Source organism: Burkholderia catarinensis, assembly GCF_001883705.2.
GTDB lineage: Bacteria > Pseudomonadota > Gammaproteobacteria > Burkholderiales > Burkholderiaceae > Burkholderia > Burkholderia catarinensis.
Map to the genome: position 1 here is coordinate 158,691 of NZ_MDEQ02000013.1, position 13,598 is coordinate 172,288.

Annotated in this window: 11 protein-coding genes; 1 reads left to right on the forward strand and 10 read right to left on the reverse strand. The window is 65.5% G+C overall.

The features are described 5' to 3' along the window. Positions 1-172 precede the first annotated feature (172 nt). Positions 173-2,434, reverse strand: coding sequence for a primosomal protein N' (locus tag BFF94_RS21880; RefSeq protein ID WP_219139829.1), 2,262 nt, complete (start codon positions 2,432-2,434; stop codon positions 173-175). A 451-nt stretch (positions 2,435-2,885) separates the two neighbouring features. Then, positions 2,886-3,980, reverse strand: coding sequence for a uroporphyrinogen decarboxylase (gene hemE / locus BFF94_RS21885; protein ID WP_281426181.1), 1,095 nt, complete (start codon positions 3,978-3,980; stop codon positions 2,886-2,888). Positions 3,981-4,129: 149 nt separating this feature from the next. Here hemE and BFF94_RS21890 point away from each other — a divergent pair, with 149 nt between their 5' ends. Then, positions 4,130-4,930, forward strand: a complete 801-nt coding sequence (locus BFF94_RS21890) for a transporter substrate-binding domain-containing protein (RefSeq protein WP_219139830.1) — start codon at positions 4,130-4,132, stop codon at positions 4,928-4,930. 715 nt (positions 4,931-5,645) lie between these two features. On the opposite strand, the gene BFF94_RS21895 is transcribed toward BFF94_RS21890, so the two are convergent. From BFF94_RS21895 to atpE, 8 genes are all read right to left on the reverse strand, one after another. Beyond that, entirely contained in the window at positions 5,646-7,373 is a 1,728-nt protein-coding gene (locus BFF94_RS21895) for an AMP-binding protein (protein ID WP_128846508.1), read from the reverse strand. Positions 7,374-7,614: 241 nt separating this feature from the next. Continuing rightward, entirely contained in the window at positions 7,615-8,040 is a 426-nt protein-coding gene (locus tag BFF94_RS21900; RefSeq protein ID WP_128846511.1) for a F0F1 ATP synthase subunit epsilon, read from the reverse strand. A 149-nt stretch (positions 8,041-8,189) separates the two neighbouring features. Beyond that, positions 8,190-9,584: a F0F1 ATP synthase subunit beta gene (gene atpD / locus BFF94_RS21905; RefSeq protein WP_128846514.1), complete on the reverse strand. Its 1,395-nt coding sequence runs from the start codon at positions 9,582-9,584 to the stop codon at positions 8,190-8,192. A gap of 66 nt (positions 9,585-9,650) precedes the next feature. Beyond that, positions 9,651-10,526 (reverse strand): F0F1 ATP synthase subunit gamma, encoded by an 876-nt coding sequence (gene atpG, locus BFF94_RS21910; RefSeq protein WP_128846517.1) that lies wholly within the window; start codon positions 10,524-10,526, stop codon positions 9,651-9,653. Between the two features lie 71 nt (positions 10,527-10,597). Next, positions 10,598-12,139, reverse strand: coding sequence for a F0F1 ATP synthase subunit alpha (atpA, locus tag BFF94_RS21915; RefSeq protein WP_128846520.1), 1,542 nt, complete (start codon positions 12,137-12,139; stop codon positions 10,598-10,600). Between the two features lie 48 nt (positions 12,140-12,187). Beyond that, on the reverse strand, positions 12,188-12,727 hold the full coding sequence (locus tag BFF94_RS21920; protein WP_128846522.1) for a F0F1 ATP synthase subunit delta: 540 nt from the start codon (positions 12,725-12,727) through the stop codon (positions 12,188-12,190). A gap of 2 nt (positions 12,728-12,729) precedes the next feature. Continuing rightward, entirely contained in the window at positions 12,730-13,200 is a 471-nt protein-coding gene (locus BFF94_RS21925) for a F0F1 ATP synthase subunit B (protein WP_048247917.1), read from the reverse strand. Positions 13,201-13,327: 127 nt separating this feature from the next. Further along, a complete protein-coding gene (gene atpE, locus BFF94_RS21930; RefSeq protein ID WP_025990054.1) occupies positions 13,328-13,597 on the reverse strand; it encodes a F0F1 ATP synthase subunit C in 270 nt (89 codons plus the stop codon). Between the last annotated feature and the right edge of the window lies 1 nt (position 13,598).

Below are 13,598 nucleotides of genomic sequence, written 5' to 3' on the forward strand. Positions count from 1 at the left end.
GGGCCGGTTTGACGTGCGTGCGCAACCTTCGGCGCGCGCCGAAGCGGGCGAAAACGGGTTGCACTGGGTGCGGCGCCCGGGTGCGGGCGTGCGACGAGAAACAGTTCGGGGGCGCCCGGCGGCCCGGGCTTCTATACCGCGGCACGCCGCGCGACGCTCGCGCGGGCGCCGTTCAGATATCCAGCGGATCGACCTCGACGCTCCACCGCAGTACGCCCTTCAGCGCGCGCAGCTCGGGCTGCCATGCACGCAGCGTATGCTGCAGCGCCGCCCGCGATGCGCTTTCGAGCAGCAGCTGCGCGCGGTGGACGTTCGCGACCTTGACGATCGTCATCGGCACCGCGTCGTACACGGTCACGCGATCGGCGCCCGGCAGCCCCGGCAGCGCGGCCGCGGCCTGCAGCAGGAACGCGAGCGCCGCGTCGAGCGTGCGTCCTTCGGCGCGCAGCAGCGCCTGGTAGACGAACGGTGGCAAGTGCGCGTCGCGGCGCTCGCCGAGCGTCGAATTCGCGAAGCCGATGTAATCCTGCCGCCCGAGCGCGTGGTACAGCGCGTGGCGCGGGTAACGCGTCTGCACGAGCACCTCGCCCGGCAGCCCGGCGCGCCCCGCGCGGCCGCTCACCTGCATCAGTTGCGCGAACAGCCGCTCGCTCGCCCGGAAGTCGTGCGAGAACAGCGCGGTATCGGCATTGAGCACGCCGACGAGCGACACGCGCTGGAAGTCGTGCCCCTTCGCGATCATCTGCGTGCCGACGAGGATGTCGACCTCGCCCGCATGCACGTCGGAGAAAAGCGCCTGCGCGCTGCCCTTGCGGCGCGTGCTGTCCGCGTCGATCCGCAGCACGCGCGCGCCCGGCACGGCCTCGGCGAGCGCCTCCTCGATGCGCTGCGTGCCGCGCCCGAGCGGCGCGATGTCGACGTTCCCGCACTCGGGGCACGAGCGCGGAATGCGCGCTTCCCAGCCGCAGTGATGGCAGCGCAGCGCGTGCTCGGGCTTGTGCAGCACGACATACGCGCTGCAGCGCGGGCAGCCCGCGACCCAGCCGCATGCGTCACACGCGAGCTGCGGTGCGTAGCCGCGCCGGTTCAGGAACACGAGGCTCTGCTCGCCGCGTTCGAGGCGCGCCCTCAGCCCCGCGACGAGCGGCCCCGACAGCCCGCCCATCGACGCGCGCCCGCGCCGCCGCTCCTCTTCGAGATCGATCAGCCGCACGGTCGGCAGCGTCGCGTCGGCCACCGCGCGGCGCGACAGCGTGAGCCGCGTGTAGCGCCCCTGCTCTGCCTGCCACCAGCTTTCGAGCGACGGCGTCGCCGAGCCGAGCACGACCGTGACGCCGAGTTGCTTCGCGCGCCACACGGCGAGATCGCGCGCCGAATAGCGCAGCCCTTCCTGCTGCTTGTACGCGGGCTCGTGCTCCTCGTCGACGACGATCAGCGCGAGCGTCGGCATCGACGCGAGCACCGCGAGGCGCGTGCCGAGCACGATCCGCGCGCGGCCCGTGTGCGCGGCCAGCCAGTTGCGCGCCCGCTCGCCCTCGGCGAGCCCGCTGTGCAGCGTGACGATCGCGTCGTCGGCGAGCGCGCCCGCGAAGCGCGCGCGAAACGCGGCCTCGAACTGCGGCGTCAGGTTGATTTCGGGGACGAGGACGAGCGCCTGCGCGTCCGGCCGCGCGTCGAGCAGCGACGCGAGCGCATGCAGGTAGACCTCGGTCTTGCCGCTGCCCGTCACGCCGTGCAGCAGGAACGGCGCGAAGCCCTGCGCGGCGCGGATCGCGTCGAGCGCCTCGGCCTGCTGGTCGGTGAGCGCCGGCGGCACAGTTCGTCCACCGGTTGTCGACAGGTTATCCACAGCTTTGGGCACAGGTGCATCGGCCCAGCCGATCTCCTCGACATCGACCCAGCCACGTGCCGCCCAGTCGTCGAGCGTCGCGGCCGCCTTCGGATGCAGCGCGCGCGCATCGGGCAGCGTCAGCGAGCCGGTATCGACGAGCGCCTGCGCGAGCCGCCGCAGCGCCGCGCCGCGCGCGGGCAACGCATCGGGCAGCGCCGCGCGGCCGGCTTCCGTCGGTTGGTAGCGCACCTCGGGCGCGAGCAGCCGCCCCCAGCGCCCGGCGTCGCGCAGCGCCTGCGGCAGTGCCGGCAACGCGACCTCGCCACGCCCGCGCTGATAGTAGTCGGCGGCGAACGACACGAGCGCAAGCCAGTCCGCCGACAGCGGCGGCAGGTCGGCGCAGATCGCGTCGATCGCGCGCAGCCGGGACGGCGGCACATCGGTGTGAGTCGTCACTTCGCAGACGAGCCCGACGGCCTGCCGCTTGCCGAACGGCACCTGCACGAGCGTGCCGGGCACGGGCGCCGGCTGCGCGTCGCAGCGGTAGTCGAACAGGGTCGCGAGCGGATGGTCGAGCGCGACGCGCAGGTAAGTGCCGTCCATCACGGCGCTCCGACGGCGGCGGCACGCGCCGCATGGACGGCCGGCATCCGCGCCCGCATCGCGGCAACGCACTTAAAGTAAAACTTCAGATTCGGCGCTAAGTTTTGGATTCGCATTAGGAATCGCCGTATACCCTGCCCAGCCTGTGGATAACTTTGTTGAGAACTCGTCGTGCAATGGCCGCAACGCGCGCGGGGCCGTGCTTTCGGCTATTTTTCGCCGCTTGCGACGGTGCCCCGCGGAGCCTTATTCCATAAGGCTGCTATTCAAATCACCGAACCATAGCGAGATAATTTGACCGATACGGGGCTCTACCGCGCTGCAACGTGGAAAATGTGCATAAGTCAAGTCTTGACAAGCACTGAATCGGCAACCGGTGCGGGGTTGCGTCCTGTTTAGTATCGACAGCGAAACGCTGTCATCCCGCAGTGCAGCATGACAGCGCTTGCGTTCAGCCGGCGGCTCCGCTACGGATCGCGCGGCTGTGGTTATGCACCTCGTCGACCAGCTCGGCGACGTGATCGGGCGACGTGAATTGCGAGATGCCGTGCCCGAGGTTGAACACATGGCCCGGGTGGTTGCCGTAGCTGTCGAGCACCGCACGCGCCTGTTCGCGCACCGCGGCCGGCGGCGCAAACAGGATCGTCGGGTCGAGGTTGCCCTGCAGCGCGACACGCCCCGCGACGCGCTCGCGCGCGGCGCCGAGGTTGACCGTCCAGTCGAGCCCGACCGCGTCGACGCCGGTCGCCGCGATCTCCTCGAGCCACAGCCCGCCGCCCTTCGTGAACGTGATCACCGGCACGCGCTCGCCGTCGTGCTCGCGCTTGAGCTGCGCGACCACGCGGCGGATGTAGTCGAGCGAGAAGCGCTGGTACGCGCCGTCCGCCAGCGCGCCGCCCCACGTATCGAAGATCATCACGGCCTGCGCGCCCGCTTCGATCTGCGCGTTCAGGTACGCGGCCACCGCTTGCGCGTTCACGTCGAGGATCCGGTGCATCAGGTCGGGGCGCGAATACGCCATCGACTTCACCGTGCGGAAATCGTCCGACCCGCCGCCTTCGACCATATAGCACGCGAGCGTCCACGGGCTGCCCGAGAAGCCGATCAGCGGCACGCTCTGGCGGCCCTGGCCGTCGGTGAGCGCGCGGCGGATCTCGCGCACGGCGCCCGTCACGTAGCCGAGCGTCGCTTCGATGTCCGGCACCGCGAGCTTCGCGACGTCGGCCTCGGTGCGCACCGGATGCGCGAACTTCGGCCCTTCGCCGACCTGGAAGTCGAGGCCGAGCCCCATCGCGTCCGGAATCGTCAGGATGTCCGAGAACAGGATCGCGGCGTCGAGCGGAAAGCGCTCGAGCGGCTGCAGCGTCACTTCGGTCGCGTAGTCGGGATTCTTCGCGAGACCGAGGAAGCTGCCGGCGCGCGCGCGCGTCGCGTTGTATTCGGGCAGGTAGCGGCCGGCCTGGCGCATCAGCCAGATCGGCGTGTAGTCGGTCGGCTCGCGCAGAAGCGCGCGCAGGAAGGTGTCGTTGAGCAGGGTATGGGCCACGGTAGGAGCGACGATGCGAAGGCAAAGCGGCATTTTACCGGACAGCCGCCGCCGGGCCGCACATGCCGATGCGATGGCGGCCATATGACGCGCGCGATGGCTCCGTTATGATCGGACGCTCATATCGAACAAAACGAAGGAGGAGACCGATGAAGACATTCGCCACGCTCGCCGCGGCCGCGCTGCTCTGCTGCGCCGCCGCGCACGCGCAAACCGGCGCGGGCACGGCCGCAGCCGCACCGGGCGCCGGTTCGCGACTCGACGACGTGCTCGCGCGCGGCTCGCTGCGCGTGTGCACGACGGGCGACTACAAACCGTATTCGTACTACCGCGCGGACGGCCGCTTCGAGGGCATCGACATCGACATGGCCGAATCGCTCGCGAAATCGCTCGGCGTGAAGACCGACTACGTGAAGACGAGCTGGCCGACCTTGACCACCGATTTCGTCGCGAAATGCGACATCGCGGTGGGCGGCATCTCGACGACGCTCGAGCGCCAGAAGCGCGTGTTCTTCACGCAGCCGTACGTCGTCGACGGCAAGACGCCGATCGCGCGCTGCGCGGACGCCGACAAGTACCAGACCGTCGCGCAGATCGACCGGCCCGAAACGCGCGTGATCGTGAACCCAGGCGGCACCAACGAGCGTTTCGCGAAGCAGTTCTTCACACACTCAAACCTGACCGTCTATCCGGACAACGTGACGATCTTCAAGCAGATCCTGGCGGGCAAGGCAGACGTGATGGTGACCGATGCGTCCGAGACGCTGCTGCAGCAAAAGCTGAATCCGGGCCTGTGCTCGGTGCATCCGGACAAGCCGTTCCAGTTCGGCGAAAAGGCGTACATGGTGCCGCGCGGCGACGCCGCGTTCCAGCAGTACGTCGACCAGTGGCTGCATCTCGCGCTGTCGACCGGCGAATACCAGGCGATTTCGGACCAGTGGCTGAAGTAAGCGGGCCCGCACGCGGCGGCCGATAACGGGCACCGACCCCGTGGCTGCCGCGCGCGCAAGCGGCTTCGCGGCGGCGGCAGGCAGGCCGCCGTTACACATCGACGCCGCACGCCGGCGGCCCGAAACCTTCGAATTGGCCGAACGGCCGACTTCCGCGCATTCCGATCACGTTTCAAAATCTTTCTGACGAATGAATCGTCATACGCGGCAACTGCCGCGCGGCGCACTTTCTCGCGTGCAAATCGGCAGTTCGTCGTGCCTGATGCGCATGAAAAACGCATCGTACGCATACGATGAAAACGCTGCGGAAAATATGGGTAAAAATGACCTTCCTCAGGATCCCGAAAACAGCAAAAAATCCCGGAAAGCCTTATCTGGCGGGCGTTACAACCTGAAACACTTTGTTACCGCGAGGGGTCATTAATTCGCCCACAATGGCCTCAACGGTTTCAACACGGATGCGGTCTCGTGTGCCAAGTGTGAGCGGACGCGAAGCGCTGCGAGCCAGTCGGTCACGTACCGAAGCCCTTCCAAGGGGCATCCCTGTTGGAGTCGTTTCCGGCTCCCCGCCGGACACGGTTTCATCTTTGGTCTCCTCGCGCTAACCCCGTAGCGTGTGGTTTTTAGCGGGCTAATAAGCCCGCTTTTTTTCGTCCATCGAAAACGCAACGGCCCGCAGGCCGCCGCGTTTTTCCCGTCGCCGGGCCGCTTCGCTTCATGCGGTCTTCTGCACGTCGAGCTTCAGCTCCTCGATCATCCGGTCGCGCATCACGAACTTCTGCACCTTGCCCGTCACCGTCATCGGCAACTCGTCGACGAAGCGGATATAGCGCGGAATCTTGTAGTGCGCGATCTGCCCGTTGCAGAACGCACGCACGTCATCCTCGGTCATCTGCTCGTCCGCGCGCAGCACGATCCACGCGCACAGCTCTTCACCGTATTTCGCATCGGGCACGCCGAATACCTGCGCGCTCTGGATCTTCGGATGCCGAAACAGGAATTCCTCGATCTCGCGCGGATAGACGTTCTCGCCGCCGCGAATCACCATGTCCTTCAGCCGGCCGACGATGTTGCAGTAGCCGTCCGCGTCGAGCGTCGCGAGGTCGCCCGTATGCATCCAGCCGTCGGCCAGCACCTCGCGCGTCTTCGCGTCGTCGCCCCAGTAGCCGAGCATCACCGAATAGCCCTTCGTGCACAGCTCGCCCGTCACGCCGAGCGGCACGATGTCGCCGTTCGGATCGACGACCTTCACTTCCAGATGCGGCTGGATGCGCCCGACCGTCGTCGTGCGCTTCTCGAGCGGATCGTCGGTCGAGCTCTGGAACGACACGGGGCTCGTTTCCGTCATCCCGTACGCGATCGTGATCTCCGACAGGTGCATCTGCGACACGACGCGCTTCATCGTCTCGATCGGGCACGGCGAGCCGGCCATGATCCCGGTGCGCAGCGTCGACAGGTCGAATGTCCGGAACTCGGGATGATCGAGCTCCGCGATGAACATCGTCGGCACGCCGTGCAGCGCGGTGCAACGCTCGTCGGCCACGGCCGCGAGCGTTGCGACCGGATCGAACGCTTCGCCGGGAAACACCATCGCCGCGCCCTTCGACACGCACGCGAGCACGGCCAGCACCATCCCGAAGCAGTGATACAGCGGCACCGGGATGCACAGCGTGTCCTGCTCGGTGAAACGCATCGCCGTCGCGATCGAGCGCCCATTGTTGACGACGTTGCGATGCGTGAGCGTCGCGCCCTTCGGGCTGCCCGTCGTGCCGCTCGTGAACTGGATGTTGATCGCGTCGGTGGCCGCGAGCGTCGCGCCGATCGCATCGAGCAGCGCGGAATCGACGGCCCGGCGGCCGCGCGCCATCACGTCCGCGAAGCGGAACATGCCGGCCGGCGCGACGTCGCCCATCGACACGACCGTGCGCAGGCTCGGCACGCGTGCCGCATGCAGGTCGCCGGGTGTCGCGCTCGCAAGCTCCGGCGCGATGGTCTGCAGCATCTCGACGTAGGCGGACGTCTTGAAGCGCTCGGCTGCGATCACGGCCTTGCAGCCGACCTTGTTCAGCGCGTATTCGAGCTCCGACAGCCGGTAGGCCGGATTGATGTTGACCAGCACCGCGCCGATCCGCGCGGTCGCGAACTGCGTGAGCAGCCATTCGCTGCGGTTCGGCGACCAGATGCCGACGCGATCGCCCTTCACGATGCCGAGCGCGGCGAGGCCGGCCGCCAGCACGTCGACCTCGTTCGCGAACTCGCGCCAGGTCCAGCGCACCTGCTGCTCGCGGAACACGACGGCCGGACGGTCGGGAAAGCGGCCGGCCGTGTCGAGCAGGAACCGGCCGATCGTCGCTTCGGATAGCGGCACGTCGGTCGCGCCGCGCACGTACGACAAGCCGTTTTCGGGCGCGATCAGCGCGCCCACGCCAAGGTCTGCTGCCATGAATGTCTCCGTCCTTTTTGTCTGATCGGCCCGCGCGCGCCTGCCGTGCCCGCCTCCGCCGCCGCAATCGCGACGGACAGCCTCACCGCGGATGATGACGCGCTCCGCTGACGACACTCTGACATCAAATCACGGCGGCCGGATGAAATAGCACGACCGGCCGGAACGATCCGGCACGCAAACGACAGACGAAAAAAAGCAGCCCGAAGGCTGCTTTCTTTCGCGGGATACGCGGCTCGGCTCAGTGCCGGCTGCGAATCTTCGCCAGACGCTGGATCGCCTCGAGCTGCGCCATCGCGGTCGCGAGCTCGGATTGCGCCTTCGCGAGGTCGAGGTCCGACTTCGCGTTCTGCAGCGTTTCCTCGGCGCGCTTGCGCGCTTCCTCGGCTTTCGCCCCGTCGAGGTCCTTGCCGCGGATCGCGGTATCGGCGAGCACCGTCACGGCGCCCGGCTGCACTTCGAGAATGCCGCCCGCGACGAACACGAATTCGTCGTTGCCGCCCTCGACTTCGATGCGCACCGCACCCGGACGAATCCGCGTGATCAGCGGCGTGTGACCCGGGAGGATACCCAGCTCACCCGACTCGCCCGGCAGCGCGACGAATTTCGCCTGGCCCGAGAAGATCTGCTCTTCCGCGCTGACGACGTCTACTTTGATGGTTGCCATATCGACTCCTGTCGACGGGAGTTAGCGCTTTAGCGCTTACTCCCATCCCATGCCGCGGTTGGCAAGAGTGAGCGCTTCAGCGCTTACTCCGGCCCCACGGCGGTCGACCGGAGTGAGCGCTCAGCGCTCACTCCCGTCCCACATGACCCTTACTGGATCTTCTTGGCCTTTTCGAAGGCTTCGTCGATCGTGCCGACCATGTAGAACGCCTGTTCCGGCAGGTGGTCGCACTCGCCGTCGACGATCATCTTGAAGCCGCGGATCGTTTCCTTCAGCGGCACGTACTTGCCCGGCGAGCCCGTGAACACTTCAGCAACGTGGAACGGCTGCGACAGGAAACGCTGGATCTTACGTGCGCGCGCGACCGACAGCTTGTCTTCCGGCGACAGTTCGTCCATGCCCAGAATCGCGATGATGTCGCGCAGTTCCTTGTAGCGCTGCAGCGTCTGCTGAACGCCGCGCGTGATCGAGTAGTGCTCTTCACCGATCACGTTCGGGTCGATCTGGCGCGACGTCGAGTCGAGCGGGTCGACCGCCGGGTAGATACCCAGCGAAGCGATGTCACGCGACAGAACGACGGTTGCGTCAAGGTGGCCGAAGGTCGTAGCCGGCGACGGGTCGGTCAAGTCATCCGCAGGGACGTACACGGCCTGAACCGACGTGATCGAGCCCTTCTTGGTCGACGTGATGCGCTCTTGCAGCTTGCCCATTTCTTCAGCCAGCGTCGGCTGATAGCCCACTGCCGACGGCATACGGCCGAGCAGTGCCGACACTTCGGTACCGGCCAGCGTGAAACGGTAGATGTTGTCGACGAAGAACAGCACGTCGAGGCCTTCGTCACGGAAGTGCTCGGCCATCGTCAGGCCGGTCAGCGCGACGCGCAGACGGTTGCCCGGCGGCTCGTTCATCTGGCCGTACACCAGCGCGACCTTGTCGAGAACGTTCGAGTCCTTCATTTCGTGGTAGAAGTCGTTCCCTTCACGGGTACGCTCGCCCACGCCCGCGAACACGGAGTAACCGCCGTGCTCCTTCGCGATGTTGTTGATGAGCTCCATCATGTTGACGGTCTTGCCCACGCCTGCACCACCGAACAGGCCAACCTTGCCGCCCTTTGCGAACGGGCAGATCAGGTCGATGACCTTGATGCCCGTTTCGAGCAGTTCGGTCGACGGCGACAGTTCGTCGAACGCCGGCGCCTTCTGGTGGATCGAGCGCGTATGTTCGCTCTCGATCGGGCCAGCCTCGTCGATCGGACGGCCGAGCACGTCCATGATCCGGCCGAGGGTCGGCTTGCCGACCGGCACCGAAATCGGCTTGCGCGTGTTCTTCACGGTCAGGCCGCGGCGCAGGCCGTCGGATGCACCCAGACAGATGGTCCGGACCACGCCGTCGCCCAGCTGCTGCTGGACTTCGAGCGTCAGTTCCGAGCCATCGAGAATAAGCGCGTCGTAGATCTTCGGCATGCTGTCGCGCGGGAATTCCACGTCGATAACGGCGCCGATGCACTGTACGATCTTGCCTTCTACCAAAGCAGCAGTACTCATCGCTTTTCCTTTAAATACCTGATTCTTTACTCGCGCAAAGGCGCAGTTGTCGTCCCGGGCGCGCGCTTAAACAGCGGCTGCGCCGCCGACGATCTCCGACAGTTCTTTCGTAATCGCGGCCTGACGGCTCTTGTTGTACACGAGCTGCAGTTCGCTGATCACCGTCTTCGCGTTATCGGACGCGGCCTTCATCGCGACCATTCGCGCCGATTGCTCGGACGCCATGTTCTCCGCGACGGCCTGGTACACCAGCGCCTCGACGTAACGCACGAGCAGTTCGTCGACGACTGCCTGCGCGTCCGGCTCGTAGATGTAGTCCCACGACGTCGACGGCGTGCCGTCACCCGCTTCGAAGTGTTCCGACGACAGCGGCAGCAGCTGCTCGATCACGGCTTCCTGCTTCATCGTGTTGACGAAGCGCGTGTAAGCGATATAAACCGCCGCCAGCTTGCCTTCCGAGTACAGATCGAGCTGCGTCTTCACGGCGCCGATCAGCTTGTCCAGGTGCGGGGTATCGCCGAGGTGCACGACCTGCGACATCACCTTCGCGCCGAAGCGGTTCAGAAACCCGAGGCCCTTGCTACCGATCGCGGTAGCTTCGACCTTCTGGCCCTGCCCTTCCAGCTCCTTGAACTTCTGCACCGTCGCACGCAGCACGTTGGTGTTCAGACCGCCGCACAGACCCTTGTCCGTCGTGACGAGGATGATGCCGGCCGTGTTCACGCCTTCGTTCGCCACCATGAACGGGTGGCGGTACTCCGGGTTCGCGCGGCTCATGTGCGCGGCGATGGCACGGACCTTGTCCGCGTACGGACGCGCTGCGCGCATGCGTTCCTGCGCGCGGCGCATCTTCGATGCGGCCACCATCTCCATCGCCTTCGTGATCTTGCGCGTGTTCTGCACGCTCTTGATCTTGCCGCGAATTTCCTTCATTCCAGCCATAGCTTGCTCCTTGACCGAAGCGGCGCGGGCGCATCACGCAACCCGCGCGGCCTCAGTGTGTCACTCGCGGATCAATAGGCACCGGACTTCTTGAAGGATTCGATCGCCGCGCGCAGCGCGCCTTCGTCGTCCTTCGAGAGATCCTTGGTGTCTTCGATGCGCTTGATGAGGTCAGCGTGGCTGGTCTTCAGGTTGTCGCGCAGGCCCTTCTCGAACGCCAGCACTTGCTTGACGTCGAGGTCGTCGAGGTAGCCGTTGTTCGCGGCGTACAGCGACACGGCCAGCTCCCACACCTGCAGCGGCTGGTACTGCGGCTGCTTCAGCAGTTCCGTCACGCGGCGGCCGCGCTCGAGCTGCTTGCGGGTCGCTTCGTCGAGGTCCGATGCGAACTGCGCGAATGCGGCGAGTTCACGGTACTGCGCGAGGTCGGTACGGATACCGCCCGACAGCTTCTTCACGACCTTCGTCTGCGCGGCGCCACCGACTCGCGACACCGACACGCCGGCGTTGATTGCCGGGCGGATGCCTGCGTTGAACAGGTCGGTTTCCAGGAAGATCTGGCCGTCGGTAATCGAGATCACGTTCGTCGGAACGAACGCGGTCACGTCGCCTGCCTGCGTTTCGATGACCGGCAGTGCCGTCAGCGAACCGCTCTTGCCCTTCACTTCGCCGTTCGTGAACTTCTCGACGTAATCTTCCGACACGCGAGCCGCACGCTCGAGCAGACGCGAGTGCAGATAGAACACGTCGCCCGGGTACGCTTCACGGCCCGGCGGGCGGCGCAGCAGCAGCGAGATCTGACGGTATGCCCAAGCCTGCTTGGTCAAGTCGTCATAGATGATCAGCGCGTCTTGGCCGCGGTCGCGGAAGTATTCGCCCATCGTGCAGCCAGCGTACGGTGCCAGGTACTGCATGGCGGCGGAATCCGATGCCGAAGCGGCGACGACGATCGTGTATTCCATCGCGCCCGTTTCTTCGAGCTTGCGCACCACGTTCATGATCGACGAAGCCTTCTGGCCGATCGCGACGTAGATACAGACCAGGTCCTTGCCCTTCTGGTTGATGATCGCGTCGATCGCCACCGCGGTCTTGCCGCACTGACGGTCGCCGATGATCAGCTCACGCTGGCCACGGCCGATCGGCACCATCGCATCGATCGACTTGATGCCCGTCTGCACCGGCTGCGACACCGACTTACGCCAGATCACGCCCGGAGCGATCTTTTCGATCGCGTCGGTCAGCTTCGCGTTGACCGGGCCCTTGCCGTCGATCGGGTTGCCGAGCGCATCGACCACGCGGCCGATGAGTTCCGGACCAACCGGGACTTCCAGAATGCGGCCCGTCGTCTTGACGATGTCGCCTTCCGAGATGTGTTCGTATTCGCCGAGAATCACCGCGCCGACCGAGTCGCGCTCGAGGTTCAGCGCGAGGCCGAACGTGTTGCCCGGAAACTCGAGCATTTCGCCCTGCATCACGTCCGACAGGCCGTGGATGCGCACGATACCGTCGGTCACGGAGATCACGGTGCCCTGGTTGCGAACGTCTGCGTTCGCTTCAAGGCCCTGGATCCGGCTCTTGATCAGCTCGCTGATCTCAGAGGGATTGAGTTGCATTATTCGCTCCTGATAGTCAATTCTGTTGCGTGCCGACTGCCTGGGCGCTCAAGCGCTCAAGGCTGTCTGCATGCTGACGAGCCGCGCGCGGACCGAGGTATCGAGCACTTCGTCGCCGACCGTCACGCGCACGCCGCCGATCAGCGACGCATCGGTCTCGACCGTGGGCTTCAGCTTACGCTTGAACTTGCGTTCAAGGCTGGCGATGAGTTCGGTGAGCTGTGCGCCTTCGAGCGGAAACGCGCTGACGATCTGCACGTCTGCCGCGCCTTCGCGCGCATTCTTCAGTTCGTCGAACTGCGTGGAGATTTCCGGCAGCAGCGCGATACGGTGATTTTCGACCAGCATCTGCACGAAGTTCTTCGCTTCCGCGCTGGTCGCGAGCGGCGATTTCACCGCGGCGAGCAGCAGCTCGTTGACCTGCGCACGGCTCACTTTCGGGCTCGACGCGACAGACAGCACTTCGGGCAGGTGCGCAACCTGAGCCAGCTCTTGCACGAGCGTGGACCAGGCGGCGATATCACCACCCTCGGCCACGCGGAACAGCGCTTCTGCGTAAGGGCGGGCGATGGTTGCAAGTTCGGCCATGATCAGAGCTCGGCTTTCAGTTGATTCAGCAGTTCGGCGTGGGCCGTTTGATCGACTTCGCGCTTCAGGATCTGCTCGGCGCCCTTGACCGCCAGCGTGGCGACTTCGCCGCGCAGCGTTTCACGCGCCTTCACGATTTGCTGATCCGCGTCCGCCTTCGCCTGAGCGATGATGCGGGCGGCTTCGGCATGGGCTTGAGCCTTGATTTCTTCGGCAACGGCCTGCGCGCGCTTTTCAGCGTCGGCAATGCGTTGTTGACCGTCGTTACGGGCCTGCGCGAGTTCCTGGTCGACGCGCTTGTGCGCCGCTGCGAGTTCCGCCTGACCCTTTTCCGCGGCCGAGAGGCCATCGGCAATTTTCTTCGAGCGCTCGTCGAGGGCGTTGATCAACGGCGGCCACACGAATTTCATCGTGAACCACGCGAGGATCAGGAACACGACCATTTGCGCAAACAGGGTTGCGTTAAGATTCACGGTGTTTCCTTATCTGCTATTCCGGAAATTGAAACGAGGAGGAGCGCGTCGAATGGGAATTCGATTGGCGCTCGTCATCCGTTCCACCCTGCGCCGGCAATCGCTGGCGCAAATCTTCCGAGGAACCTTAGCCTGCGAGCTTCGACAGGAGCGGGTTCGCGAATGCAAACAGCATTGCCACGCCGACGCCGATCAGGAACGCTGCATCGATCAGACCGGCCAGCAGGAACATCTTCGTTTGCAGCGGGTTGATCAGCTCGGGCTGACGCGCGCATGCTTCGATGTACTTGCCACCCATCAGACCAATACCGATACAGGCACCGATCGCACCCAGGCCGATGATGATACCGATACCGATAGCGGTCAGACCCTGGATGTTGGCGATGAAAGCTTGCATG